This is a genomic window from Pseudomonas sp. LAIL14HWK12:I1, assembly GCF_003202095.1.
GTDB lineage: Bacteria > Pseudomonadota > Gammaproteobacteria > Pseudomonadales > Pseudomonadaceae > Aquipseudomonas > Aquipseudomonas monteilii.
Genome location: NZ_QJKG01000001.1, coordinates 97,677 through 122,803 on the forward strand (window position 1 = coordinate 97,677; position 25,127 = coordinate 122,803).

Genomic DNA, 25,127 nt, shown 5'->3' on the forward strand with positions numbered 1-25,127 from the left:
CCTGCTTGCAACGACCCAGGCGTAATCACTTATTGGGCGTACTTCCTGGCCCCGGCCACGCAGATCACAGCCCCCAGCGTCACCACCAGCATCAACCAGCTGACCTGCTCGTGCAGCAGCAACGCCGCCAGCCCAAGCCCCATGAACGGCTGAAACAGTTGCAGCTGCCCCACAGCCGCAATGCCCCCCTGGACAAGCCCCCGGTACCAGAACACAAAGCCAATCAGCATGCTGAACAGCGAAACGTAGCCAAAGCTGAACCACGCCGGCGCACTTACCTTGGCAAAGGCATCAGGTGCCGGAAAATTAACGACCGTCAGCAGCAGCATGAACGGCAACGCCACCAGCAATGCCCAACTGATCACCTGCCACCCGCCCAATGTGCGCGACAGCCGCGCCCCTTCTGCATACCCCAAGCCACACACCACCACCGCTGCCGTCATCAGCAGGTCGCCCACCAACGACCCTTCGCCGCCATTCATCAACGCATAGCCCGCGACCAGCCCGGCCCCCATGAACGAGAACAGCCAGAACAACGGCCGAGGCCGCTCACCGCCCCGCAAAACGGCAAACCCAGCAGTACACAGCGGCAGCAGCCCGACAAAAACAATGGAATGGGCAGAGGTGACATGCTGGAGCGCCAGTGCCGTCAGCAACGGGAACCCGATGACAACGCCCAGCGCTGTTACCGCCAATGACGCCAAATCACCCCGCTTCGGCCGAGGCTGGCGCAGCACGATCAAGAACAGCGCACCCAACAAGGCGGCAATGGTGGCCCTGGCACAGGTCAGAAACGTCGGTTCAAAGTCCGCCACGGCCACGCGGGTTGCCGGCAACGAGCCCGCAAAAATGGCGACGCCTATGAAGCCATTGATCCACCCGCTTGTTGATCTTTCCATCGTTCATTCCTCGATAAGCCAGGCGTCAGTACATCACTGACGGGCTCACCCAGGCCATGTACAATCCAATACAGTTAAACCGAACTGTTATGCATATTAATCCAGCACAGTTGAGGGCGCGATGAAACGCAGCGGCACGCGAATTCGAACGGTCATGGCCGAGATCCAGTCCAGGATCGCCTCTCGCACCTACACCCCCGGCGCAAGAATTCCATCCGTCCGCGCCATGGCCCAGACCATGCAGGTGTCGGTTTCTACCGTGCTTGAGGCCTATGAACGGTTAATGGCCGAGGGTGTACTCAGCGCTCGCCCCGGCTCCGGCTTTTACGTCGCGGGCCCAGTGGCGCCATTGGCGCTGACCGAACTTGGCCCCAAACTGGATCGTGTCGTCGACCCGCTGTGGATCTCGCGCCAGTCGCTTGAAACCTCCCTCGATGCGTTGAAACCCGGTTGCGGGTGGCTACCGCCTTCCTGGATGTACGAAGCGGGTGTGCGTAAAGCGCTTCGCATGGTTGCCCGCTCTGACGCGTCAAAACTGACGGAGTACGCTTCACCGCTTGGCTATCCACCGCTCCGGCAGTTCCTGTCGCGGCGGCTGGCAGGCATCGGGGTCGAAGCCCCGCCTGAACAGATCATGCTCACCGAGTCCGGCACCCACGCCATCGACCTGATTTGCCGTTTTCTGCTGGAACCAGGCGACACGGTGCTGGTGGACGACCCCTGCTATTTCAACTTTCACGCATTGCTGAAGGCACATCGGGTGGAGGTTGTAGGCGTGCCCTACACACCGACCGGCCCGGACATCGATGCATTCGGCGCTGCCCTGCTCGCGCATGCGCCCCGGTTGTACATCACAAATTCCGGCATCCACAACCCGACCGGGGCCACCCTGTCGCCGGTCACGGCACACAGGCTGCTGAAGCTGGCCGACACCTCCAACCTGGTGATTGTCGAGGACGACATTTTCGGCGACTTCGAACATACACCCGCGCCACGCCTGTCTGCGTTCGATGGCCTCTCTCGTGTCATCCAGATCGGCAGCTTTTCCAAGACCATTTCCGCTTCAATCCGCTGCGGCTACATTGCTGCGCGCGGTGAATGGATCGAGGGCCTGGTCGACCTCAAGATTGCGACCACCTTCGGCGGTGGGCGCCTGGCGGCCGACATCATCCACCACGCGATTACCGATAGCGGGTACCGAAAGCACATGGAGAGCGTGCGCGTTCGGTTGGCCGAGCAAATGGACAAAACGGTAGCCAGGCTTCAGGCGCTTGGTATCAAGCCCTGGATCATACCCCAGGCTGGCCTGTACGCCTGGTGCCAGCTGCCGCAAGGCAAGGATGCAGCAACGCTGGCCAAGGCTTGCCTGAATGAAGGGGTGGTGCTGGCGCCCGGGAATGCCTTTAGCCAGTCCATGACTGCGGGGGATTTTCTGCGGTTCAACGTTGCGCAGTCGGGGGACGCCAGAATCTATGACGTGTTGAAACGGGCACTGGGTGCCTAGTGGCCCGATCAAACCATCTCGCTACCTCGGTCATCCGTTACCGAAGGCCTGCCCAGATTGATCCGAGCGCCAAACATCGCGTGAACGTTGGCGATCAACTCCTCCATCGCGAATGGCTTGATCAACACGGCCGATGCGTTGCGCAATACCTCATCCTCAAACACTGAAGGGCTGGCGTAACCGGTCATGAAAATGACCGGTAACGCTACACGCGTTTGTCGCCCGAATTTCGCCATCTCCCGGCCGTCGAGCCCTCCCGGCAGGCCGATATCAGTCACCAGCAAATCGATGCGAGTGTCAGAAGCCAGCAGTTGCAGCCCGGCCTGGCTATCAGCGGCCTCGATAACCGTGCACCCCAAACCACTGAGCACTTCACTGACAAACAAACGCACAGAGGGCTCGTCATCCACAATCAGCACATTGCGGTCAGACCATTGGGGTGAAAAATCGGGGTGGGTCTCTGCCGGGCCGGTGTTTTCAGGCTGCCCTTGATCGATTGGCAGAAAAAGCTGCACCCGGGTTCCTGCCCCTTCTTCGGAAGCAATCCTGACTTGCCCGCCCGACTGCTTGGCAAAGCCATATACCATCGACAACCCCAGCCCTGTGCCTTCGCCCATCGCTTTGGTAGTGAAGAACGGCTCGCAGGCTTTCGACAGTGTTTCGGCCGACATTCCCATGCCATTGTCCGCCACACTGATGGCCAGGTACGAACCCGGCTGCAGCTCGGCATCCAGGCCCGGGCCTGCCTCAAGGGCCTCGTTCGCAGTGGTGATGATGATATTGCCTGCACGATTGCCAATGGCATCCCGTGCATTGATGCAGAGGTTCAGCAGCGAGTTCTCGACCTGAACCGGGTCTACCAGGCAGGTGGAAAGCTGCGCTTTCAAATCGACTTTCAGATGAATCATTGGTCCGACGGTGCGCCGCACAAGGTCCTCCAGGCCGCCTATCAGGCCATTGACCTCCGTACGGGTGGCCTGCAAAGGCTGGCGGCGTGAAAATGCCAGCAACCGATGGGTCAGGGCCGCCGCCTTGTGCGCCGCCCGGTGCGCGACCTCAATGTAGCGCTCGACGTCCGCCAGCCGCCCTTGCTTGCCCCGCAGCCTGGCCAGGTCCAGGCTGCCGGTGATGCCTGCCAGCAGATTATTGAAGTCGTGTGCGATACCGCCCGTGAGCTGGCCTATCGCTTCCATTTTTTGCGATTGGCGCAGCGCCTCTTGCGCGGCCTCACGCTGGGCCACGGCTTCGCTGATGCGCTCTTCCAGCGTGCGGTTGAGGTTCAAAAGCGCGGCCTCGGCCTGTTTTCTTGCGGTAACGTCTATGGAAGAACCGATGAGCCCTATGACGTTTCCCGCCTCATCGAGCAAGGGGGCCTTGACGGAGAGCCATGTCGTTGCAGAACCGTCCGGCATGTCGACCCGCTCCTCGACCTGCACAGCCTTGCCGCCACGCATGATCTGCTGGTCGGTCTGCATCACCTGGCGCGCCTGCGCCTTGTCTTCGAGGAATTCGAGGTCCGTCTTGCCCAGGTAGAATTCTGGCGGTTTGCCGATCAGTTGCGTTGCCCCATGGTTGGCAATGAGCATCCTGCCTTCCAGGTCTTTTGCATACACAACCCCAGGCACTGCGGCAGTAAAGGTACGCAACAACGCCGATACGCGGTCTCGCTCAGCCTCAGCTGCCCTTCGCGACTCGATGTCCATGAGCACGCCAGGGAAGCGTATGGCCTGCCCTTCGGCATCCAGCTCGGCATGCCCGTTGGCCTCGATCCAGTGATACAGCCCGGCTTCGTTACGGACGCGATATTCACAACGGAACGTACCACCTCGAGAAATCGCTTCATGGATATCCCGGGAAACGCGCTCACGATCACCCGGGTAGATCGAGTTGAAGGCTTCGGCGATTGGAATGCCCGCTTCACACTTTTGAGCAGGAATGCCGAAGGACCGGGAGAAACGTTCGTCTGCCGTTACCCGGTCGTTCGGAATATCCCAGACCCACGTACCCACGACCGCAGCGGCGTCCAGCACCAGACGCAGTTGTTCGGACGAATGTTCCGTAACAACCTCGTTCGCAGACCGCACACCTGCTGCTGGCAGTGGGCCCAGCGGGTCGATCCCATCTTTATCCATGACTCACCTCTGTGGCTTGCTCCACATCATAGTCTCACGGACGACAGAAACCGAATTGAACAGCCTGCCCGGTCACACGGCCTAATGCTTTGCAGCCCATTTGCGAGGAGCCAGATCATGATCGACCCCAAACATCCCGACCCGTACGTTGACGAGGTGCCACACAACCCTGGCGAACCGATACCCAAGCCTGAACCGGAGCAGGAGGCCCCTGATTGGCCAGACGGCCAGGTACCGCCGGAAGAGCAGTCCGACGGCTGAGCCTTGGGGCACACGCAAAAGGCCCGCGCCAAGGACGCGGGCCGTTCAGCGAAATGCCAGGCCGGTGAACAGTGGAGTATTCGCCTTCATCCCCAATTTCCTTTTGCTGTGAAGGTGAACATGCGACCAGGCCGGCAAGGTCTTGCTTGTACGCAAAGAGGCACTGGAATGGTCGCTGCCCGGCGGCAACATCGACCCTTGGGAAACCCAGCTTGAAGCCGCACGCCGTAAGCTGCAGGAAGAAACCTGCTTGCCGCTTAGCGATGCCCAGTTTCTGGGCCATCACGTGCTTCAAGCAGCAGAGCACTGGGTGTACCGGATGGCTGTACCCTCGTCCCGGGTTCCCCAGCCATCACACGAGACAGTGGAGTGTCGCTGGTTCCTGATTCAGGAGGTGTCGCAACTCCAGGTAAAACCGAGCAACCTCGAGCTGCTCCGGCGTGAAGGTTTCATCGCTGTCAAAGGGTGATTCATCGGTCGCCCCCCGCCGGGCTGGGCCCGGCAGGTATACCGCGATAGCGCCTGCGTCAGGCAAGCGCCTCACGGCTGTGTTGACCGTCTACCAACCGCTGCAGGCCTAGCGGGTTAGCGTTTTTCAGGGCATCGGGCAGCAGCGCGTCCGGGTAGTCCTGGTAGCACACCGGGCGCAGGAACCGGTCGATGGCCAGGGTGCCGACCGAGGTACCACGGGCATCGGAAGTGGCTGGGTAAGGCCCGCCATGTACCATCGCATCGCATACTTCGACACCGGTCGGGTAGCCGTTGACCAACAGGCGCCCCGCCTTGCGCTGCAGAACCGGCACCAGCGCAGCAAAGCGCTGGAAGTCTTCCGGCTCGGCAATGAGGGTGGCGGTCAGTTGCCCGTGCAGGGCTTGCAGAGCGCGACGCAGTTCGGCTTCGTCGGCCACTTCGACCACCACCGTGGCAGGCCCGAATACCTCCTCCTGAAGCAACGCATCGCCGTTGAGCAGCAGGCTCACATCGGCCTGGAACAGCTGGGCGTGGGCCTGGTCGCCGGCCTGTTCGGCGCCGGCCAGGTGGCGTACGCCCGGGTGCTGGTGCAGGCGCTGCACACCGCTGGCATAACTGCGCAAGGTACCGGCATTGAGCATGGTCTGCGCGGGCTGGTCTGCCAGTTGCGCGCCCAGTACCGCAACGAAGGCGCTGAACGCTTCGCCAGCGATGCCGATGACCAGCCCGGGGTTGGTGCAGAACTGCCCGCAACCCAGCACCACCGAGGCGACCAGTTCCTTGGCCACCTGCTCGCCACGGGCCTGCAACGCCGCGGGCAACACCAGCACCGGGTTGATGCTGCTCATTTCAGCGAACACCGGGATCGGTTGCGGGCGCGCCGCCGCCAGGTCGCACAGGGCACGGCCGCCCTTGAGCGAACCGGTAAAACCCACGGCCTGGATCGCCGGGTGGCGTACCAGCGCTTCGCCGACACCGGCACCGTAGATCATGTTGAACACACCAGCTGGCATGCCGGTGGCTACCGCTGCACGCTCGACGGCCTCGGCTACCCGCTCGGCAGTGGCCATATGGCCGCTGTGCGCCTTGACCACGACCGGGCAGCCGGCAGCCAGCGCTGCTGCGGTGTCACCGCCGGCGGTGGAGAAAGCCAGTGGGAAGTTGCTGGCGCCGAACACGGCCACCGGACCAACACCGGTACGGTACTGGCGCAGGTCAGGGCGTGGCAGCGGTTGGCGCTGTGGCTGCGCGCGATCAATGCGCGCCCCCAGGTAGTCGCCACGGCGCAGCACCTTGGCGAACAGGCGCATCTGGTTGCTGGTACGGCCACGCTCGCCCTGAATGCGCCCAGCCGGCAACGCGGTCTCGCGGCACACGGTGGCGACGAAGGTATCGTCCAGCGCATCCAGCTGCTCGGCAATGGCATCAAGAAACTGCGCGCGGCGCTCTGGCACCAAGGCGTTGTACTCGGCAAATGCCGCTTCGGCGGCCTGTGCCGCGGCAGCCACTTCCTCAGGGGTGGCCTGGGCAAAGGCTATAGGCAATGCTTCGCCGGTGCGCGCATCGAGGCTGTGCAGGCGCACACTGCCGGCAGCACTGCGCTGGCCGCCAATGAAGTTGCTTCCAGACATGGTTGACTCCTGTAACAAAAGAAAGAGGGCGCATGGCAGTCGGTCAGCGATCCCAGCTTCATTGACTGACCGGCGACTCGTTCAAAGGCTTTTCACCAGGCCCGGGCGAACCTGCCCGGACGCTGCTGCAATGCCGTTGCGCAGCGGCTGGCCAAAGGCGTCAAGGCTGACCTCGAAGGTATCGCCCGGGCGGGCCTGGATGCCGTCGGCAAACGACAGCGTGGCGGTGCCGAAATAGTGCACATGGATATCGCCAGCACGCAGGAACTGGGCGTACTTGAAATGATGGAACTCAAGGTTCTCGAAGCTGTGGCACATGTTCTGCTCGCCCGAAAGAAACGGCTTGCTCCACAGTTCCTGGCCATCTCGCAAGATGCGGCTGGTGCCTTCCAGATGGGCCGGTAAAGCACCCAGGCGCAGCTCTGGGCCGAAGCTGCAGGCGCGCAGCTTGGAGTGCGCCAGGTACAGGTAATTGCGCCGTTCCATGACATGGTCGGAGAACTCGTTGCCCAGGGCGTAGCCGAGGCGGTAAGGCGTGCCGTCGGCACCGATCAGGTACAGCCCGACCAGCTCTGGCTCCTCGCCCGCATCTTCGGCAAAGGCCGGCAGCGGCAGGTCGGCGCCGGGGCGCACGACGATGCCGCCATCGCCTTTGTAGAACCACTCCGGCTGCGCCCCCTCTTCACCCGCTGGCGGTCGCCCGCCCTCCAGGCCCCACTGGAACATGCGCATACTGTCGGTCACGGCACCTTCGGCTTGCTGCTGGTGCATCTTGTCGCGCGTGGCCGCGCTGCCCAGATGGGTAAGCCCGGTACCGGTCACCAGGCAGTGAGCCGGGTCCGGATGGTCCAGCGGTGGCAACACACGGCCTTCGGCCAACAGGGCCAAGTAGTCGTGGCGCTCGCCCAGGCCTGCGGCCTGTACTTCGCTGGCCAGGTCACGGCCGGCGGCAATGGCCTGCAACGCCAGTTCACGTGTGCTGTTGGCGCCCAATACTTCAAGGGCGTACTCGCCTTCCACCACGCCCACACGGCGCTGGCCGCCAGCGGTTTCGAATTGAATCAGTCGCATGCTTGTGCTCGCTTATCGGTTGCAAGGATTAGCGGGAGGCCTAGGCCGCCCGCGTGGAAGCCAGGCGCTGGCGGCGCTCCAGGCGGTTGTAGACCACGCCCGTGAGCAACACCCCGCACAGCATCACCAGCGCCAGGAAATACAGGCCCGACGACAGCTGCCCGGTGTATTCCTTGAGCGCGCCGATGCCGAACGGGCCAAGGTAGCCGCCGAGGTTGCCGATCGAGTTGATCAAGGCGATGCCCGCCGCCGCGCTGGCACCGGAGAAGAACCGCCCCGGCAGCGTCCAGAAGATGGCCGTGCAGGAGAACAGCGCGAACGCCACCAGGCACAGCGCGGCCAACTGCAGCACAGGCATGGTCAGCCAGGCGCTGAAGAACAGGCCGATGGCACCCAGTGCGTACAGCAGGCCAAGGTGGCCGTAGCGATCGTTCAGGCGGTCGGAGCTGCGTGGCACGATCAACAGGCCGATGATGCCGAACAGGTAAGGCACCGCCGAGACAAAACCGGTGACCAGGTCACTGCCGCCAAACTGGTGGATCAACGTGGGCAGCCACAGGCCCAGGCCATAAATGCTCAGGGTCATTGGCAAGTAGAACAGCGCCAGCAACAGCACCCGGCCATCTTTCAGGGCATGCAGCGGGTTGCCATGACGGGTCTGGCCGAACTCGCGCAGGTCGTTGGCCAACTGCTCCTGCAGCCAGTTGCGTTGCTCGTCGCTGAGCCAGCGCACCTTGGCAGGCCCGTCCGGTAGCAGGCGCAGTGTGGGCCATGCCAACAACACCGCCGGCGTGCCGATGCAGATGAACAGCCACTGCCAGCCATGCAGGCCGTAGATGCCCTCAAGCCCCAACAGCGCGCCGGACAACGGCCCGGTGACCAGCATGGCCAGTGGCTGCGAGAGGATGAAGAAGCCCAGGATCTTGCCGCGGTGGCGCACCGGGTACCACTGGGTGATGTAGTACAGCACGCCAGGGAAGAAGCCCGCCTCGGCCGCCCCCAGCAAGAAGCGCATCACGTAGAAGCCGTTAGGCCCGGTGACAAACGCCATGCCAACGGTGATCGCGCCCCAGGTTACCAGGATGCGGGCGAACCACCGACGTGCGCCAAAGCGGTCAAGCAACAGATTGCTGGGCACCTCGAACAGAAAATAACCGATGAAGAACAGCCCGGCGCCAAGGCCATAGGCAGCGTCACCCAGGCCGATGTCGGCGCCCATGTGCAGCTTGGCAAAGCCCACCGCCGAGCGATCGACATAGGCCACCAGGTAAAGCAGAACCAGAAAAGGGATGAGTTTCAGTGTGATCAGGCGGACGAGCCGCTGCTCCTGAATCATGGCGATGTCTCCAATTGTTCTTGTAATGGGCACAGCACCTGGCCGGGGCTTTATGGCAGACCTCTAACCTGGCGAAACGATCATATAGTATTACTATTTAGAACAACAAGCCTTCACAGATGCCTTTTTAGCCGGTAGAGTCAGCCATATAACGACAAATAGTAATACTAATTAGGTGTCCCGCCATGTCTGATAAACAACACCCCCTGCGCTCTGCCCAATGGTTTGGTACCGCCGACAAGAACGGCTTCATGTACCGCAGCTGGATGAAGAACCAGGGCATCCCGGACCACGAATTCCAGGGCAAGCCGATCATTGGCATCTGCAACACCTGGTCGGAGCTGACCCCGTGCAACGCCCACTTCCGCAAGATTGCCGAGCACGTAAAAAAGGGCGTGCTGGAGGCTGGCGGCTTCCCGGTGGAGTTCCCGGTGTTCTCCAGCGGCGAGTCCAACCTGCGCCCCACTGCCATGCTCACCCGCAACCTGGCGAGCATGGATGTGGAAGAAGCGATTCGCGGCAACCCGGTAGACGCCGTGGTGCTGCTGACCGGCTGCGACAAGACCACCCCGGCGCTGCTGATGGGCGCTGCGAGCTGCGACGTGCCAGCGATCGTGGTCACCGGTGGGCCGATGCTCAACGGCAAGCACAAAGGCAAGGACATTGGCGCCGGCACCATCGTCTGGCAGATGCACGAGGCCTATAAAGCCGGCCAGATCGACCTCAACGAGTTCCTCTCGGCCGAGGCCGGCATGTCGCGCTCGGCGGGCACCTGCAACACCATGGGCACCGCGTCGACCATGGCCTGCATGGCCGAGGCGCTGGGCACTTCGCTGCCGCACAACGCCGCCATCCCGGCGGTGGATTCACGGCGCTATGTACTCGCCCACCTGTCGGGCATGCGCATTGTCGACATGGTCCGCGAAGACCTGCGCCTCTCGAAGATCCTCACCCGCGAAGCTTTTGAGAACGCCATCCGCGTCAACGCCGCCATTGGTGGTTCGACCAACGCCGTGATCCACCTGAAGGCGATTGCCGGCCGCATTGGCGTAGACCTGCAACTGGAAGACTGGACCCGCGTCGGCCGTGGCACCCCGACCTTGGTCGACCTGCAGCCCTCGGGCCGCTTCCTGATGGAAGAGTTCTACTACGCTGGCGGCCTGCCGGCGGTCATCCGTCGCCTGGGCGAACACGGCCTGCTGCCCAACCCAACCGCGCTGACCGCCAATGGCAAGAGCCTGTGGGACAACTGCCAGGCCGCGCCGCTGTATGACGAAGAAGTCATCCGCCCGATCGACAAACCGCTGGTGGCCGAAGGCGGCATCTGCATCCTGCGCGGCAACCTGGCGCCCAAGGGCGCGGTACTCAAGCCATCGGCGGCAACACCGGCACTGATGCAGCACCGTGGCCGCGCCGTAGTGTTTGAAAACTTCGAGGACTACAAGGCACGCATCAACGACCCTGAGCTGGAGGTGGACGCCAACTCGGTGCTGGTGATGAAGTACTGTGGGCCCAAGGGCTACCCGGGCATGGCCGAGGTCGGCAACATGGGCTTGCCCGCCAAGCTGCTGGCCCAAGGCGTGACCGACATGGTGCGTATTTCCGACGCCCGCATGAGCGGCACGGCCTACGGCACCGTGGTGCTGCACGTGGCGCCCGAGGCGGCGGCGGGCGGGCCATTGGCAGTGGTACGCGAAGGTGACTGGATCGAGCTGGATTGCAAGGAAGGCCGGCTGCACCTGGACATTTGCGCCGAGGAACTGGCCGGCCGCCTGGCCGACCTGCAAGCCCCGCCGCAGTTGATCAGCGGCGGTTATGCGAAGTTGTACCTGGACCACGTGATGCAGGCGGATGAAGGGTGCGACTTCGACTTCCTGGTCGGTTGCCGTGGCGCGGCAGTGCCCAAGCATTCGCACTGAGGCTGAGGGTGGTGGGGGCTTCAAAGGGTTTGGCTGTGGATACTTTGCGCCTGTGAGATCGAGCGCCGCCCGCGCGGCGCATCGCGAGCTGCGCTCGCTCCTACGTTTGTTTCGGGCCAATTATTCCTGTGGGATTTGCGCGCGTACGCCTTGGCGCATGGCTCGATATCACGTCGTACAAACAAGGCGGTCGCGCGCGCCTGTCACAGGCGTTACTGGCCCGAAACAAACGTAGGAGCGAGCGCAGCTCGCGATGCGCCGCGCGGGCGGCGCTCGATCTCATCGGCGCTGCACATGCCACGTCGAACCACCTGCCGCCCAAACATCTCAAAACAGCGCCCCCCCGAACACAGGGCCGCCCCTCACCCACTAATGCTATGATGCCCACCCCGCCCGAAGGACCACCCGCGCCCCCCATGAACTACCGCCAGCCCACCACGCGCAAAAGCATGCATGCCACCCTGGTCCAGGACCTCGGCCTGCAAATCGTATCCGGCCAACTCGCACCTGGGCAAAAGCTGCCCTCCGAAGCCAGCCTGTGCGAAAGCTACGCCATCAGCCGGCCGGTGTTTCGCGAAGCGATGCGCGCCCTTACCGCCAAGGGCCTGGTCGAAGCCCGCCCGCGTGTCGGCACCCTGGTGCGGCCCCGCCATGACTGGCACATGCTCGACCCCGACGTGCTGCACTGGCTGATGCAGGCCACCCCGCAGAAAGACTTCTTCAACACCTTGTCCAGCGTACGCTGGGTCATCGAACCCGCCGCCGCCGCACTGGCCGCCACCAACGCCACTGCCGAGGATGTCGAGTCGATCGGCGAGGCCTACCAGCGCATGGAAGCCGCGCGAACCCATGAAGAGCGCCTGCAACCCGACCTGGACTTCCACGCCCGCATCGCCGACGCCACCCACAACGACTTGCTGGCCTACCTGTGCAACATGCTGTCGATGGCCCTGCGCGAATCGGTGCGCTATTCCAACCAGCGGCCGAACTTTGATCAGCTCGCCCTGCCCCGGCACAAGGCGATTCTTACGGCTATCCAGAACGGCGACGCGCTCGGGGCGCGGCATGCATCGCTGGTACAGCTTGAAGATGCACGCGTGGCGTTGAGCAAGGTGTTGGGGCAAGACCCTACGAGTTGAAATTCAACCTGTAGCCCACGGGATCGGCGGCTCCCCACGCGTGGGATGGATCGATGGGCGCTGGCGGTCCTTGTAGCAGGCAATCTTCTGCACGAAGACTTCCGGCGCGGGTCAGTTTCGAGGCCTGTCATGTTCGGCACGTTACAACAAATGTGGGAGCGAGTTTGCCCCGCGAAGCGCCGTGAGGGCGGCGCTAGATGTCAGCAGCCCCACACGACTCAAGGCAGGCGCATGCAGGCCACTGATCAATCCCCGAAAGCCCTCTGGAAACTGAAGAAAAAGTCGGCGTAATCGTCAGATCTCAAGATTTTGTGAGCTCAGTGAAGAAAATCTCGTCGCTCAAGATAAAACTGAAGGAAATGGCCTTTCTGGAAAACCATGACGCCGTCTACAAGGCCGTGGAGCAAGCACGTTCCAGAGGCACATCAAAATTCACAGGAACTCACGCACGTCTAGCCATATCCCCCAGTTCCGACCTCCTCCATGAAGTCCGCAAGATACGCCTCAACCCGCGCATGCCGCTCAGCCGCAAGGCGAGCGCCTTCACAGGTTTTAAAGCCTGAAGCAAGCTTGAGCAGCTTGGTATGGAAGTGCTCGATCGCATAAGTCGTGTCCTGATATTCCCGACCCAGTGCAGCGGGGTTCTCGAAATCGTACAGCGCCGAGCCCATGCCCCCGGATACGTAAAAGCACCGAGCGATACCCACTGCACCGATGGCGTCCAGGCGATCACTGTCCTGGAGAATTCTGGCCTCAAGGGTGAGTGGTTCGATGCCTGCCGAGTAGCTGTGGGTTTTGATTGCATGCGCTACCTGCTCGATTCGCTGCGTGGGCCATCCCATATCAGCCAGGATTGACGTCGCCTTCTGTGCCGACAGCGTTGACGCCTGCCCGCGCAAGGGCGAGTTCTTTTCTACTGCGACACAGTCATGCAGCAGAACCGCTGCAAGCAGCACTTCCAGGTCGCCGCCTTCTACATGCTGTATCCGTTGCGCGTTGACCCACACGCGATAGATGTGGGACAGGTCGTGGGAGCCGTCTGGGTGGTCAGCGGGTAAATGCTTCAGTAAGTCAGCAGCCAAATGCTGGAAAGGGGCAAAAGCTTCGTTAGTCATCGTGGGTACGTTCCACTATCATCGTGAGGCATCAAATTGACACTACCTCAGCAGTTTGCAGACAAGGCGAACCGCATGGTGCGTCTGGTATACCCAATCTTGAACGGGTTGCTGGCATGCGGGATGGCTGGACCGGGGTTGCGCAGCTAAACCAATAAGGTACCCGCTACCTTTCAAGCCTTGCGATCAAGGCCGCATCAGAGGCTCGATGCCGATCCATTTCTTCACCGGGTGATAAAAAGCTGCAGCGGCGGGATCTCCATCTTGCGCCCCTGCACCTGCAGGCTGCCCAGGTGAATGGTCCACTTGGAGTCGGCGTTCAGCTTGTCCGTCTGGAAGATTACATAAGCCGAGCCCTAGCGTTTGTTGTTGGTGAGCTTGGGAATGAGCCGGTGCACTTCATCGCTGTTGATGTCGTACGGCGATGGCCTGGCAGCCCGCTCAGTCACAGACGGAAAGTCGTTGATATCGTTGAGGCCCACGTACACCTCGGGCCGTGCATTCAGGCGCGAGCCGTCTTAAAAGGTGATGTAGGCCTGACGGCTGTCGTAGAGCACCGGGATTGGCGCTTCGCCACGTTTGGAATCTGTCGACGGGCGCTGGCGGTCCTTGTTGTAGGCGATCATCTGCACGAAGAATTCCGGGCGTGGGTATTCCTCGCCCGCGACTTTCAGCCCAATCAATAGCACTTGCCAGCAGAGCCCGGCCGGCTCCAATACCACGCGAGACAGGGTCTACCCCCATCTGAAAAACCTCAACGACATCTGGCTCAGCTTCTGACGATTTGCACCACACCAAACCACAAGGCTCGCCGTGTTGAAAAGCAAAAAACGCCTGTGCGCCGGGAGATGTTGCCGCAGCAGCGATACGGGCCTCCCAATCATCGTAGCTTCTAATTGCCTCACGCTCGTAGGTACTTGCGAACGCATCCGGTGACTCACGCAGGGCCCGCAAACGCAGACTCCGATAAAGCCGCCACTCATTTGCGGCTATGGGGCGAACAAACACGATATTACCTCCAGCTGTTTTCCTCCCGTCAGCCGGAGCGCTGGCTTGCAGGGGCTGCGCATACCTCATTTCATATTATTCCCACCTCTTCCCCTAATCTCGTCCATTCTGGCTTATGGTCTACGCGCAACACGGAATTTTCCTACGCTCTTTCACATTTTTTCTGAAGAAAGTAAGGTGTTGGGCATCTCTGAAAGAGGCGAAAGCGGTCATCCGCCCTTCGCATACTCCTGACGCAAGGAAGCTGCTCGTGCCCACCCCTACCACTTCAACGCCAAACACAAAACCGCACGGGCTTTTGGCATCGGAGCGGCTGGAGCCAGGCTCCGTTTACACACGAGACGACCTTAGGGCGCTTTTCGAGATAACAGATGCCACGCTCAACACCGGCATATTTCGGCCTAAGGGATTAAACTCCGTTTGGCTGTTCATCACCGAGCATAAAACATCCGATAGAACTCAGTACGAAGATGCGTTGGAAGGCGATACCCTCCACATGCAAGGCCAACCCATGGGGCGAACCGATGCACTCATTTCGGACCACCGCCAGCTCGGGCTGGAGCTACTTCTCTTCTATCGGAAAGCAAAGTACGAATATCCACACGCCGGCTTTAAGTACGAAGGTATCTTCACCTACCAGCAACATTCTGGCAGCGCTCCTACCTCCTTTGTATTGAATCGCAATCAGGCTAAGGCAGATGAAGCGCTGTCAGCCAAGATCGAGCAGCAGCTCAGCACCCAAGGCGAGTTCAACCCCGAAGACCTCAGTGATGCACGCACACGCACAGTATCGTCCATCGTCGGTAGACGGGGTCAGCCTCAATTCAGAAAGCAATTGCTAAAGGCCTACCAAGGACGATGTGCCATCACCGCCTGCTCGTTACAGCAGGTGCTGGAGGCCGCTCATATCCACCCCTACCTAGGCGATGCAACGAATGTCGTATCCAATGGCCTGTTGCTCAGAGCCGATGTGCATACTCTATTCGACTTAGGTTTGTTGTGGGTCAACCCAGATGATTTGCGAATCGAGATATCCGAGATGCTGAGGGATAGCGAGTATGAATCAATCGAAGGGCAAGCGCTGTACTTACCGGAGAATGAGGCAGAGCGCCCGAGTCGCCTGGCGCTTGAGTTTCGATTCAACTCTATTGCCAATCGTTAATCAGGCTCACGTGAGACATAGCATTGTCGAGATACAAACGTGCAGCCAATTCATGATCGCCGCGCCATCGGAGATCGGGGAACTGAGCGTTAGCCGAGCAAACTGATGCTTCGAGCTGACCTCGTACAATACCGCCTCCATCGCCGAATCGCTCAGCCCAAACCAGTTTTGGTAAGTGAATGCGCAGGATCATTTCCATTTGATAAAGGTATGACGCCACCGAACTTTGCATAGTGCGGTGCGATCAACGCGACCAACCCAATCGACGGCACGTCCTACTCCATCTCATACTGGAACCGTACAGCACGCACAGAAAACTGCCGCCCATAAAAAAATCCAGTCACCGCTAGGTGACTGGATTTTTTAGGGATTTTTGGTCGGGACGGAGTGATTCGAACACTCGACCCCTTGCACCCCATGCAAGTGCGCTACCGGGCTGCGCTACGCCCCGACTACATTCTCATAACCTCTGAGAACGATGAGGAATCTAACCTAACTCTCTGATAAATGAAAGCTTTTTCTCAAAAAAATTTCCATTCATCAGAAAACGCCCAGCTCACTTCTTCAAAACCACCAACACATCCTCCAATTCAACAATCATCTGCCGAATCAGCTGCTTGTACTGGCTCGATTCATCCTTAGCCTCATCACTTGAGAGCCGCAACCGCGCCCCGCCAATGGTGAACCCCTGGTCATAAAGCAGCGCACGAATCTGGCGGATCATCAGCACATCCTGCCGCTGGTAGTACCGCCGGTTCCCCCGCCGCTTCACAGGGTTAAGCTGGTCGAACTCCTGCTCCCAATACCGCAGCACGTGCGGTTTTACCGCACAAAGCTCACTCACCTCACCAATGGTGAAGTACCTTTTGCCCGGTATGGGGGGCAGTTCGTCGTTATGGCTTGGTTCCAGCATAGGCCTCAACCCGGGCCTTCAACTTCTGCCCTGGACGAAAGGTGACGACGCGCCGTGCAGTGATCGGGATTTCTTCCCCAGTCTTGGGGTTGCGGCCCGGCCGCTGGCGTTTGTCGCGGAGGTCGAAGTTGCCGAAACCGGACAGCTTCACCTGCTCGTTCTCTTCAAGTGCGTGCCGAATTTCTTCGAAAAACAGCTCGACCAGCTCCTTGGCCTCACGCTTGTTAAGCCCCAGCTCCTCGTACAGCCTTTCGGCCATCTCAGCTTTCGTCAGAGCACCCATGCCGTTATTTCCTTAACGTGGTGTTCAACCTTTGTTCGAGCGAGGTGAGGATGTTTTGCAGGGTAGTGTTCACCTCATCGTCGTTAAGAGTGCGCGATGGATGCTGCCAGGTCAAGCCGACGGCAAGGCTTTTTCTATCAGGATCAATGCCTTTACCTTGGTAGACATCAAACAGCCTGAGGTCTGTGAGCCATTCGCCTGCATTGTCACGAATTAATTCAAGCACCGCGCTGGAAGCTACATCACGTCCTGCAATCAACGCCAGGTCACGACGGGTTTCCGGGAACTTGGACAGTTCGCTGAATTTCGGCAGGCGGCCTTCGACCACGTCGCCCAGCACCAGCTCGAACAGGAACACCGGGCGGTCCAGGTCCAGGGCTTTGGCAAGCTCTGGGTGGATGGCGCCGAGGTAGCCGACCAGTTTGCCGTCGCGCTCAATGGCGGCGGTTTGGCCAGGGTGCAGGGCGGGGTGTTTACCAGCGCTGAAGGTGAAGTCGCTCAGGGCGCCGGAGTAGCCCAGCAGGGCTTCCACGTCGGCTTTAACGTCGAAGAAGTCGACGCCATCGCGGCCGTTGGCCCAGCCTTCTGGCAGGCGGCTGCCGGTGATAACGCCGGCAATCATTGGCTGCTGTTGCAGGTCACCCAGCTGGCCGACGAAGCGCAGGCCGCTTTCGAACAGGCGCACGCGGTCTTGCTGGCGGTTCAGGTTGTGCTGCAGTGCCTTGACCAGGCCCGGCCACAGGGACGCGCGCATGGCGGCCATGTCGCTGGAGATGGGGTTGGCCAGCAGCAGCGGCTCTACGGCCGGGCTGAACAGTTCGAACAGTTTCGGGTCGATGAAGCTGTAGGTGATGGCTTCCTGGTAGCCGCGGGCAACCAGCAGGCGGCGCAGGGTCGGCAGGTCACCGCGGGTTTCCGGCTTGCCTTGTGGGGCCAGGCGGGCTTGCGGGTAACGTACCGGCAGGTTGTTGTAACCGTACAGGCGGGCCAGCTCTTCGATCAGGTCCACTTCCAGGCTGATGTCGAAGCGGTGGCTTGGCACGGTGACGGTCCACTGCCCTTCCCCGTTCTTGATCGTGGTCAGTTCCAGGGCGTTGAGCAGTTGCTCGACCTGCGCTGGGTCCATTTGCATGCCGAGCATCTGGGTGATGCGTTCGTCGCGCAGGGTGACCGGGGCCACGCTTGGCAGGTGCTGTTCGCTAACGGCTTCGACTACCGGGCCGGCTTCGCCGCCGACGATGTCCAGTACAAGCTGGGTGGCGCGTTCGAGGGCTTCGCGGGCCAGCTGCGAGTCGACGCCGCGCTCGTAGCGGTGCGAGGCATCGGTGTGCAGGCCGTAGGAACGGGCTTTACCGGCGACGGAAATCGGCTCGAAGAAGGCGCTCTCCAGGAACAGGTCGCGGGTTTTTTCGGTGTTTACACCGCTGTGCTCGCCACCCATGACGCCGGCGATGGCCAAGGCGCGGGTGTGGTCGGCGATGACCAGGGTGTCGGCGCGCAGGGCGACTTCCTGGCCGTCGAGCAGGACGAGTTTTTCGCCCTCTTCAGCCATGCGGACGCGGATGCCGCCGTTGATTTCTGCCAGGTCGAAGGCGTGCATCGGCTGGCCGAGCTCAAGCATCACGTAGTTGGTGATGTCGACGGCGGCGTCGATGCTGCGTACGTCGCTGCGGCGCAGGCGCTCGACCATCCACAGCGGGGTCGGCTTGCTGAGGTCGACGTTACGGATGACGCGGCCCAGGTAGCGCGGGCAGGCGGCCGGGGCGCTGACTTCGACCGGGCGCACTTCGTCGTGGGCAGCCGGTACGGCTGGCACCACCGGGCGGGTTACAGGGGTGTCGTACAGGGCACTGACGTCGCGGGCCAGGCCGGCGATGGACAGGCAGTCACCACGGTTCGGCGTAAGGCCGATTTCGATGCTGGCGTCGTCCAGGCTCAGGTAGGTGCGAATGTTTTCACCAACCGGGGCGTCGGCTGCCAGTTCCAGCAGGCCGTCGTTTTCTTCGCTGATCTGCAGCTCGGCGGCCGAGCACAGCATGCCGAAAGATTCGACGCCGCGCAGCTTGGCCTTCTTGATCTTGAAGTCGCCTGGCAGTTCGGCGCCGATCATGGCGAACGGGATCTTGATACCTGGGCGGGCATTCGGGGCGCCGCACACGACCTGGAAGGTTTCCTGGCCGTTGCTTACCTGGCACACGCGCAGCTTGTCGGCGTCCGGGTGTTGTTCGGTGGCGAGGATTTCGCCCACGACAATGCCGCTGAACTGGCCGGCAGCGGGGGTTACGCTGTCGACTTCGAGGCCGGCCATGGACAGGCGGGCGACCAGTTCGTCACGGGAGACTTGCGGGTTTACCCAACCGCGCAGCCACTGTTCACTGAATTTCATGCTGTTCTCCTGAAAGTTGCGTCGGGCATTGACCTAGCGGAATTGCGCGAGGAAGCGCAGGTCGTTGTCGAAGAACAGACGCAAATCGTTGACGCCATAGCGCAGCATGGCCAGGCGCTCGGCGCCCATGCCGAAGGCGAAGCCCTGGAACTCTTCCGGGTCGATGCCAGACATGCGCAGCACGTTCGGGTGCACCATGCCGCAGCCCATCACTTCGAGCCAGCCGGTTTGCTTGCACACGCGGCAGCCATTGCCGGAACACATCACGCACTGGATGTCGACTTCGGCGGAGGGCTCGGTGAAGGGGAAGAACGATGGGCGGAAACGTACCGCCAGTTCTTTTTCGAAGAACACGCGCAGGAATTCTTCGATGGTGCCCTTGAGGTCGGCGAAGTTGATGTCGCGATCGATCAGCAGGCCTTCGACCTGGTGGAACATCGGCGAGTGGGTGATATCCGAGTCGCAGCGGTATACGCGGCCCGGGCACACAATGCGGATCGGCGGCTGGGTGGACTCCATGGTCCGCACCTGCACTGGCGAGGTGTGGGTGCGCAGCAGCATGTTGGCATTGAAGTAGAAGGTGTCGTGCATCGCCCGGGCCGGGTGGTGGCCGGGGATGTTGAGCGCTTCGAAGTTGTGGTAGTCGTCTTCCACCTCTGGGCCTTCGGCAATGCCGTAGCCGATGTGGGTGAAGAACTGCTCGATGCGCTCGAGTGTACGGGTGATCGGGTGCAGGCCACCGGTGGCCTGGCCACGGCCTGGCAGGGTGACGTCAATGCATTCGGCAGCCAGGCGAGCGCTGAGCTCGGCCTCTTCGAAGGCAGCCTTGCGGGCATTGAGCACAACGGTGACGCGCTCTTTGGCGTCGTTGATCAGCGCGCCGACTTTCGGGCGCTCTTCGGCTGGCAGGTTGCCCAGGGTCTTCATCACCTGGGTCAGTTCACCCTTCTTGCCGAGATAATTTACCCGGATCTGTTCCAGGGCATTGATGTCTTCAGCGCGCTCCACGGCCTCCAGGGCTTGAGAGACCAGCGCATCCAGGTTTTCCATGTACAGACTCCAGATACGAAAATAGGGGAAGAGCTTTGAAGGCTCTTCCCCTATCGATGACGTTCAATGCCCGACGGCGCTAGCGCCGCCGGGTGATTGCCTCGGGTACTTAAGCCAGAACGGCTTTAGCTTTCTCGACAATCGCAGCAAACGCCGCTTTTTCGTTCACTGCCAGATCGGCCAGAACCTTACGGTCGATTTCGATCGAAGCCTTTTTCAGGCCAGCAATCAGACGGCTGTAGGACAGACCGTTGGTGCGGGCACCGGCGTTGATACGAGCGATCCACAGTGCGCGGAACTGACGCTTCTTCTGACGACGGTCACGGTAGGCATATTGACCAGCCTTGATGACAGCCTGCTTGGCAACGCGGAATACGCGCGAGCGTGCACCGTAGTAGCCTTTAGCCAGTTTCAGAATTTTCTTGTGACGCTTACGAGCGATGACGCCACGCTTAACACGAGCCATGAGTAACTTCCTCTATCTAAACCAGAATTAACGTACGCGCAGCATGCGCTCGACTTTTGCCACGTCAGACGGGTGCAGCAGGCTGGCACCGCGCAGTTGACGCTTACGCTTGGTCGACATTTTGGTCAGGATGTGGCTCTTGAAAGCGTGCTTGTGCTTGAAGCCGGAAGCGGTCTTCAGGAAGCGCTTCGCAGCACCGCTCTTGGTTTTCATTTTTGGCATGTTGGAACTCCGCATTCGATAAAAATTACACAATAATCATCAGGCCTGCCGTGCCCGGGAGATTACTTCTTCTTTTTGGGGGCGATGACCATCATAAGCTGGCGTCCTTCCATCTTCGGATGCTGCTCAACGGCGCCGTATTCGGCGAGGTCAGCTTCGACCCGCTTCAACAGCTCCATGCCCAGCTCCTGGTGGGCCATCTCACGGCCGCGGAATCTCAGAGAGATCTTGGCCTTGTCCCCATCGGTAAGGAAACGTACCAGGTTGCGTAGTTTTACCTGGTAATCCCCTTCTTCCGTCCCTGGACGAAACTTGATTTCTTTGATCTGGATCTGCTTCTGGTTTTTCTTGGCTTCGTTGGCCTGCTTCTTCTTCTCGAAGAGGTGCTTGCCGTAGTCCATCACCTTGCAGACAGGCGGTACCGCGTCTGCAGAGATTTCCACCAGATCCAGCTTCGCTTCTTCAGCGATACGGAGCGCTTCATCAATCGAGACGATGCCAACCTGCTCGCCGTCTGCGCCAATTAACCGAACCTCGCGGGCCGAGATATTCTCGTTGATCGGGGCCTTCGGTACAGCACGCTTATCGTTTCTCATTTCACGCTTAATAGTCATTACTCCGATTCTTGGCGACCACGCCGGGAAACCGCTTGTGTCAGGAGCTCAGCGAACTGGGCGACGGGCATGGAGCCCAGGTCAGCGCCTTCGCGAGTACGCACAGCGACGGTTTGCGTTTCGACTTCGCGATCCCCTATAACCAAAAGGTACGGGACCTTGAGCAAAGTATGCTCGCGGATTTTAAAGCCGATCTTCTCATTTCTCAAGTCCGACTTGGCACGGAAACCGCTACCGTTCAGGGTATTTTCCACCTCAAGGGCGAAATCGGCCTGTTTGTCGGTGATGTTCAGGATCACAGCCTGGGTAGGTGCCAGCCAGGCCGGGAACACACCAGCATAGTGCTCGATCAGCATGCCGATGAAGCGCTCGAACGAACCAAGGATGGCGCGGTGCAGCATGACCGGGCGAACTCGGCTGTTATCTTCGGCGATATAGCTGGCATCCAGGCGCTCTGGCAGGTTCGGGTCGTACTGCAGGGTACCGCACTGCCAGTTACGGCCGAGGCAGTCGCGCAGGGTGAACTCGATTTTCGGGCCGTAGAAGGCGCCTTCGCCTGGCTGGTATTCCCACTCCAGGCCGGATTCGTTCAGGGCGTCGGCCAGCGCACCTTCGGCACGGTCCCACAGCTCTTCGGAGCCCACACGCTTGGCCGGGCGGGTCGACAGCTTCATGGCGATGTCGGTGAAGCCGAAATCCTTGTACACGTCCAGGGTCAGCTTGATGAAGTCGGCGGCTTCTTTCTTCACCTGTTCTTCGGTGCAGAAGATGTGCGCGTCGTCTTGCACGAAGCCACGCACGCGCATGATGCCGTGCAGGGCGCCGGACGGCTCGTTACGGTGGCAGGCACCGAACTCGGCCAGGCGCAGTGGCAGGTCGCGGTAGCTCTTCAGGCCCTGGTTGAACACCTGCACGTGGCACGGGCAGTTCATCGGTTTTACCGCGTAGTCACGGCTTTCCGACGAAGTGGTGAACATGTTTTCGGCGTAGTTGGACCAGTGCCCAGAACGCTCCCAGAGGATGCGGTCGACAACCTGCGGGGTCTTGATTTCCTGGTAGCCGTTGACGCGCTGAACCTGACGCATGTACTGCTCGAGTACCTGGTACACGGTCCAGCCGTTGGCGTGCCAGAACACCATGCCCGGGGCTTCTTCCTGCAGGTGGAACAGGTCGAGCTGCTTGCCGATCTTGCGGTGGTCGCGTTTTTCGGCTTCTTCGATGCGCTGGATGTACGCCGCCAGTTGCTTCTTGTCGGCCCAGGCGGTGCCGTACACGCGTTGCAGCTGCTCGTTCTTGGCATCGCCGCGCCAGTAGGCGCCGGACAGCTTGGTCAGTTTGAATGCCTTGAGGAAGCGGGTGTTCGGCACGTGCGGGCCGCGGCACATGTCGACGTATTCTTCGTGGTAGTACAGGCCCATGGCCTGTTCGTCCGGCATGTCTTCGACCAGGCGCAGCTTGTAGTCTTCGCCTCGGGCGGTGAACACGTCGATGACTTCGGCACGCGGGGTCACTTTCTTGACCACGTCGTAGTCTTTGTCGATCAGCTCCATCATGCGCTTTTCGATGGCGGCCATGTCTTCTGGGGTGAAGGGGCGCTCGTAGGCGATGTCGTAGTAGAAGCCTTCATCGATGACCGGGCCGATCACCATCTTGGCGGTCGGGTACAGCTGCTTCACGGCGTGGCCAACCAGGTGGGCACACGAGTGACGAATGATCTCCAGTCCCTCTGCATCTTTAGGGGTGATGATCTGCAGGGTGGCGTCGTGGCTGATCAGGTCGCAGGCGTCGACCAGCTTGCCGTCGACCTTGCCGGCCACGGTGGCCTTGGCCAGGCCGGCGCCGATGGATGCGGCGACTTCGGCTACGGATACGGCGTGATCAAACGAACGTTGACTGCCATCGGGAAGAGTAATAACGGGCATGGCGCCTCCTCTCCTAGTGGTGACCCCTACCAAAGGTCACGTGGGTTGGGATGAGCCAGTACAAGATCCGACCTGCCCTCCTTGAAGGAAGCCTGCCTCACAGTGGCAGAAGCCTTTCGGCTTGCGGGGGACGAACCAGAGTGACTGGAAAGAAAAAAGATAGCTGCAAGCTGAACGTTGTCAGCTGCAAGCCGGGCATGCTAGCACGCGGGTTGCACGCCAGGCAGAAATATTTGGAAATTACGGACTTCGGCTGAACTAACGCGGAAAAATTCCTATCAGACCTTGGGAAGCAACCTACTCTTGATGAGACCTTAACCCAAGGAGTAACTGGTTATGCGAGTTCCGTCTCTTCTGGCCCTGGCGGCCGCTGGGGCCCTGCTGCTGCCGATGGCGGCGAACGCTGGCAACTTCCCACCAGGCAAGGAAGCTGGCTACATGGCCCAGTGCACGCAAGTGGCCAGCGGCCAGGGCGTTGACGCCGCGACCGCGAAAAAACACTGCGACTGCGGCGCCCAGGCCATCAAAAAGAATTTCACCGACGCGGAGATTGCCGACCTCGACAGCAATGACGGCGTGGATGCCAAGCTGATGCAGAAGGCCCAGACGGTCGTTCAGCAGGCGTGCAAGCCGAAGAGCTGAAACCTTAAAGCCAGGGCAAGCCAGCCATTCTTTGAGCTGGATCAATATCCTGCGAAGGTAAAAGGCGCTAGATGCGCAGAATTAGACTATGATGTATCCCGTGCTCCGTAGCCTCGGCCGCATTGCACCACTGAAAAAACTAAATGTTCTGGAGATTCACCCATGTCCAATCGCCAACAAGGCACCGTCAAATGGTTCAATGATGAGAAAGGCTACGGCTTCATCACCCCAGCAGGCGGCGGCGACGACCTGTTCGTTCACTTCAAAGCCATCGAATCTGACGGCTTCAAGAGCCTGAAAGAAGGCCAGACTGTTTCCTTCGTCGCCGAGCGCGGCCAGAAGGGCATGCAGGCTGCGCAGGTTCGTCCGGAGTAATTCGGATAGCTGTAAAAAAACCCGCCCTGGTGGCGGGTTTTTTTATGGGTGTCGCACCCGCCTGTACAGCCCTTGCATCAACCGCAGTTAACGCGGGTGACCTTGCCTTGCTCGTCCACATTCAGGTTCAGGCGCTCGGAGCGGTACTCCAGGGTAACCACGTCGTGCGGCTTGAGAATACGTGCCATCTGCGAGCCACTGGCCTTGCGTGCCTGCTCCAGCAGCTCGGCACTGCCCTGCTTGCCAATGGCGAAGTCGGCGCCGCTGGCTTCGCAGCGGCCATCGTTACCGGCCGCCACCACGGGCGCCTTGCCGCCATCAGAACTACCGCCAGTGCTGCAACCAGCCAAGACAGCAGCCACCGCCAGGGTTGCCAACATTGCACGGGTACGGAACATGAAGCCTCCTAAATCGATCTGGGAACTGCCTGTTCCGACAGCTCCACCAAGAATTCGTTGCAAAACCGCGCAAGTCTGCCTGAACCGGGCGCCCTGAGCGAAAGGCAATCGTGACCGAATTTTACCAGTCAGCCGACGAGGCGCTTGGTTTGCGCTGCAAAGTCATGATTTACTTTAGGAAGTGAAGGCACAGTGCCTCCCCGAATAC

22 protein-coding genes, 1 tRNA gene and 3 pseudogenes are annotated in these 25,127 nt (G+C 60.6%); 8 read left to right on the top strand and 18 right to left on the bottom strand.

Going from position 1 to position 25,127, the window contains the following annotated elements; genetic code table 11:
* Positions 1–29: 29 nt before the first annotated feature.
* Positions 30–899, bottom strand: a complete 870-nt coding sequence (locus D906_RS00450) for a DMT family transporter (protein WP_016711226.1) — start codon at positions 897–899, stop codon at positions 30–32.
* 121 nt (positions 900–1,020) lie between these two features.
* On the opposite strand from D906_RS00450, the gene D906_RS00455 reads away from it, so the two are divergent.
* Entirely contained in the window at positions 1,021–2,403 is a 1,383-nt protein-coding gene (locus D906_RS00455) for a PLP-dependent aminotransferase family protein (RefSeq protein WP_019097836.1), read from the top strand.
* 8 nt (positions 2,404–2,411) lie between these two features.
* Here D906_RS00455 and D906_RS00460 read toward each other — a convergent pair whose 3' ends face one another.
* On the bottom strand, positions 2,412–4,535 hold the full coding sequence (locus D906_RS00460; protein ID WP_027615002.1) for a PAS domain-containing sensor histidine kinase: 2,124 nt from the start codon (positions 4,533–4,535) through the stop codon (positions 2,412–2,414).
* 117 nt (positions 4,536–4,652) lie between these two features.
* Here D906_RS00460 and D906_RS26510 point away from each other — a divergent pair, with 117 nt between their 5' ends.
* Together D906_RS26510 and D906_RS00465 are read left to right on the top strand one after the other, a co-directional pair.
* Positions 4,653–4,796: a hypothetical protein gene (locus D906_RS26510; RefSeq protein ID WP_019097838.1), complete on the top strand. Its 144-nt coding sequence runs from the start codon at positions 4,653–4,655 to the stop codon at positions 4,794–4,796.
* A gap of 121 nt (positions 4,797–4,917) precedes the next feature.
* Positions 4,918–5,265, top strand: a pseudogene (locus D906_RS00465) (NUDIX domain-containing protein); the annotation flags it as partial.
* A gap of 58 nt (positions 5,266–5,323) precedes the next feature.
* Here the strand turns inward: D906_RS00465 and D906_RS00470 are convergent.
* The 3 genes from D906_RS00470 to D906_RS00480 form a co-directional block, all read right to left on the bottom strand.
* Entirely contained in the window at positions 5,324–6,898 is a 1,575-nt protein-coding gene (locus D906_RS00470; RefSeq protein ID WP_025752747.1) for an aldehyde dehydrogenase (NADP(+)), read from the bottom strand.
* Positions 6,899–6,979: 81 nt separating this feature from the next.
* Positions 6,980–7,969 (bottom strand): AraD1 family protein, encoded by a 990-nt coding sequence (gene araD1 / locus D906_RS00475; protein ID WP_016711231.1) that lies wholly within the window; start codon positions 7,967–7,969, stop codon positions 6,980–6,982.
* Positions 7,970–8,009: 40 nt separating this feature from the next.
* Positions 8,010–9,305 carry an MFS transporter gene (locus D906_RS00480; RefSeq protein WP_019097842.1) on the bottom strand — a complete coding sequence of 432 codons (1,296 nt, stop codon included), beginning with the start codon at positions 9,303–9,305 and terminating at the stop codon, positions 8,010–8,012.
* A gap of 185 nt (positions 9,306–9,490) precedes the next feature.
* Here D906_RS00480 and D906_RS00485 point away from each other — a divergent pair, with 185 nt between their 5' ends.
* Entirely contained in the window at positions 9,491–11,224 is a 1,734-nt protein-coding gene (locus tag D906_RS00485; protein WP_027615004.1) for an IlvD/Edd family dehydratase, read from the top strand.
* Between the two features lie 416 nt (positions 11,225–11,640).
* The gene (locus D906_RS00490; protein ID WP_016711234.1) at positions 11,641–12,363 is read left to right on the top strand and encodes a FadR/GntR family transcriptional regulator; all 723 of its coding nucleotides are present in this window, start codon (positions 11,641–11,643) and stop codon (positions 12,361–12,363) included.
* Positions 12,364–12,815: 452 nt separating this feature from the next.
* Here D906_RS00490 and D906_RS00495 read toward each other — a convergent pair whose 3' ends face one another.
* The 3 genes and pseudogenes from D906_RS00495 to D906_RS00505 form a co-directional block, all read right to left on the bottom strand.
* The gene (locus D906_RS00495; RefSeq protein WP_025752749.1) at positions 12,816–13,478 is read right to left on the bottom strand and encodes an HD domain-containing protein; all 663 of its coding nucleotides are present in this window, start codon (positions 13,476–13,478) and stop codon (positions 12,816–12,818) included.
* A 186-nt stretch (positions 13,479–13,664) separates the two neighbouring features.
* Positions 13,665–14,140: pseudogene (locus tag D906_RS26950) on the bottom strand (hypothetical protein); the annotation flags it as partial.
* 58 nt (positions 14,141–14,198) lie between these two features.
* Positions 14,199–14,555 (bottom strand): annotated as a pseudogene (locus D906_RS00505) (hypothetical protein); the annotation flags it as partial.
* Positions 14,556–14,736: 181 nt separating this feature from the next.
* Between D906_RS00505 and D906_RS00510 the strand changes: the two are divergent.
* The gene (locus D906_RS00510) at positions 14,737–15,648 is read left to right on the top strand and encodes an HNH endonuclease (protein ID WP_025752750.1); all 912 of its coding nucleotides are present in this window, start codon (positions 14,737–14,739) and stop codon (positions 15,646–15,648) included.
* A 374-nt stretch (positions 15,649–16,022) separates the two neighbouring features.
* Here D906_RS00510 and D906_RS00515 read toward each other — a convergent pair.
* The 9 genes from D906_RS00515 to thrS all read right to left on the bottom strand — a co-directional run bounded on the left by D906_RS00515 (position 16,023) and on the right by thrS (position 23,504).
* Positions 16,023–16,099 (bottom strand) — tRNA-Pro (locus tag D906_RS00515).
* A gap of 105 nt (positions 16,100–16,204) precedes the next feature.
* On the bottom strand, positions 16,205–16,561 hold the full coding sequence (locus tag D906_RS00520; protein WP_003250681.1) for a MerR family transcriptional regulator: 357 nt from the start codon (positions 16,559–16,561) through the stop codon (positions 16,205–16,207).
* Positions 16,542–16,844, bottom strand: coding sequence for an integration host factor subunit alpha (ihfA, locus tag D906_RS00525; protein ID WP_003250679.1), 303 nt, complete (start codon positions 16,842–16,844; stop codon positions 16,542–16,544). The genes D906_RS00520 and ihfA overlap by 20 nt, the downstream gene beginning before the upstream one ends.
* A 4-nt stretch (positions 16,845–16,848) precedes the next feature.
* Entirely contained in the window at positions 16,849–19,230 is a 2,382-nt protein-coding gene (gene pheT, locus D906_RS00530) for a phenylalanine--tRNA ligase subunit beta (RefSeq protein ID WP_027615005.1), read from the bottom strand.
* 33 nt (positions 19,231–19,263) lie between these two features.
* Complete coding sequence (gene pheS / locus D906_RS00535) at positions 19,264–20,280, bottom strand: phenylalanine--tRNA ligase subunit alpha (RefSeq protein WP_003250674.1); 1,017 nt, start codon at positions 20,278–20,280, stop codon at positions 19,264–19,266.
* Between the two features lie 109 nt (positions 20,281–20,389).
* Positions 20,390–20,746, bottom strand: coding sequence for a 50S ribosomal protein L20 (gene rplT, locus D906_RS00540; RefSeq protein ID WP_003250671.1), 357 nt, complete (start codon positions 20,744–20,746; stop codon positions 20,390–20,392).
* A gap of 27 nt (positions 20,747–20,773) precedes the next feature.
* Positions 20,774–20,968: a 50S ribosomal protein L35 gene (rpmI, locus tag D906_RS00545; protein WP_003250667.1), complete on the bottom strand. Its 195-nt coding sequence runs from the start codon at positions 20,966–20,968 to the stop codon at positions 20,774–20,776.
* Positions 20,969–21,030: 62 nt separating this feature from the next.
* A complete protein-coding gene (gene infC / locus D906_RS00550; RefSeq protein ID WP_016711338.1) occupies positions 21,031–21,582 on the bottom strand; it encodes a translation initiation factor IF-3 in 552 nt (183 codons plus the stop codon).
* Complete coding sequence (gene thrS / locus D906_RS00555; RefSeq protein WP_027615006.1) at positions 21,582–23,504, bottom strand: threonine--tRNA ligase; 1,923 nt, start codon at positions 23,502–23,504, stop codon at positions 21,582–21,584. Before thrS ends, infC begins: the two co-directional genes overlap by 1 nt.
* A 336-nt stretch (positions 23,505–23,840) precedes the next feature.
* Here thrS and D906_RS00560 point away from each other — a divergent pair, with 336 nt between their 5' ends.
* Both D906_RS00560 and D906_RS00565 read left to right on the top strand, forming a co-directional pair.
* Complete coding sequence (locus tag D906_RS00560) at positions 23,841–24,146, top strand: hypothetical protein (RefSeq protein ID WP_016711340.1); 306 nt, start codon at positions 23,841–23,843, stop codon at positions 24,144–24,146.
* Positions 24,147–24,308: 162 nt separating this feature from the next.
* Positions 24,309–24,521 (top strand): cold-shock protein, encoded by a 213-nt coding sequence (locus D906_RS00565; RefSeq protein ID WP_003250656.1) that lies wholly within the window; start codon positions 24,309–24,311, stop codon positions 24,519–24,521.
* Between the two features lie 77 nt (positions 24,522–24,598).
* Here D906_RS00565 and D906_RS00570 read toward each other — a convergent pair whose 3' ends face one another.
* Positions 24,599–24,919, bottom strand: coding sequence for an I78 family peptidase inhibitor (locus tag D906_RS00570; protein ID WP_027615007.1), 321 nt, complete (start codon positions 24,917–24,919; stop codon positions 24,599–24,601).
* Positions 24,920–25,127: the final 208 nt, after the last annotated feature.

Excerpts from the sequence above, each read along its gene's own strand:
- D906_RS00450 (WP_016711226.1), bottom strand. The coding sequence starts at position 899 with ATGGAAAGATCAACAAGCGGGTGGATCAATGGCTTCATAGGCGTCGCC.
- D906_RS00570 (WP_027615007.1), bottom strand. The coding sequence starts at position 24,919 with ATGTTCCGTACCCGTGCAATGTTGGCAACCCTGGCGGTGGCTGCTGTC.
- D906_RS00495 (WP_025752749.1), bottom strand. The coding sequence starts at position 13,478 with ATGACTAACGAAGCTTTTGCCCCTTTCCAGCATTTGGCTGCTGACTTA.
- D906_RS00485 (WP_027615004.1), top strand. The coding sequence starts at position 9,491 with ATGTCTGATAAACAACACCCCCTGCGCTCTGCCCAATGGTTTGGTACC.
- D906_RS00470 (WP_025752747.1), bottom strand. The coding sequence starts at position 6,898 with ATGTCTGGAAGCAACTTCATTGGCGGCCAGCGCAGTGCTGCCGGCAGT.
- araD1 (WP_016711231.1), bottom strand. The coding sequence starts at position 7,969 with ATGCGACTGATTCAATTCGAAACCGCTGGCGGCCAGCGCCGTGTGGGC.
- D906_RS00480 (WP_019097842.1), bottom strand. The coding sequence starts at position 9,305 with ATGATTCAGGAGCAGCGGCTCGTCCGCCTGATCACACTGAAACTCATC.
- thrS (WP_027615006.1), bottom strand. The coding sequence starts at position 23,504 with ATGCCCGTTATTACTCTTCCCGATGGCAGTCAACGTTCGTTTGATCAC.
- rpmI (WP_003250667.1), bottom strand. The coding sequence starts at position 20,968 with ATGCCAAAAATGAAAACCAAGAGCGGTGCTGCGAAGCGCTTCCTGAAG.
- D906_RS00560 (WP_016711340.1), top strand. The coding sequence starts at position 23,841 with ATGCGAGTTCCGTCTCTTCTGGCCCTGGCGGCCGCTGGGGCCCTGCTG.
- D906_RS00455 (WP_019097836.1), top strand. The coding sequence starts at position 1,021 with ATGAAACGCAGCGGCACGCGAATTCGAACGGTCATGGCCGAGATCCAG.
- D906_RS00460 (WP_027615002.1), bottom strand. The coding sequence starts at position 4,535 with ATGGATAAAGATGGGATCGACCCGCTGGGCCCACTGCCAGCAGCAGGT.
- pheT (WP_027615005.1), bottom strand. The coding sequence starts at position 19,230 with ATGAAATTCAGTGAACAGTGGCTGCGCGGTTGGGTAAACCCGCAAGTC.
- D906_RS00490 (WP_016711234.1), top strand. The coding sequence starts at position 11,641 with ATGAACTACCGCCAGCCCACCACGCGCAAAAGCATGCATGCCACCCTG.
- D906_RS26510 (WP_019097838.1), top strand. The coding sequence starts at position 4,653 with ATGATCGACCCCAAACATCCCGACCCGTACGTTGACGAGGTGCCACAC.
- D906_RS00520 (WP_003250681.1), bottom strand. The coding sequence starts at position 16,561 with ATGCTGGAACCAAGCCATAACGACGAACTGCCCCCCATACCGGGCAAA.
- pheS (WP_003250674.1), bottom strand. The coding sequence starts at position 20,280 with ATGGAAAACCTGGATGCGCTGGTCTCTCAAGCCCTGGAGGCCGTGGAG.
- ihfA (WP_003250679.1), bottom strand. The coding sequence starts at position 16,844 with ATGGGTGCTCTGACGAAAGCTGAGATGGCCGAAAGGCTGTACGAGGAG.
- D906_RS00565 (WP_003250656.1), top strand. The coding sequence starts at position 24,309 with ATGTCCAATCGCCAACAAGGCACCGTCAAATGGTTCAATGATGAGAAA.
- infC (WP_016711338.1), bottom strand. The coding sequence starts at position 21,582 with ATGACTATTAAGCGTGAAATGAGAAACGATAAGCGTGCTGTACCGAAG.
- rplT (WP_003250671.1), bottom strand. The coding sequence starts at position 20,746 with ATGGCTCGTGTTAAGCGTGGCGTCATCGCTCGTAAGCGTCACAAGAAA.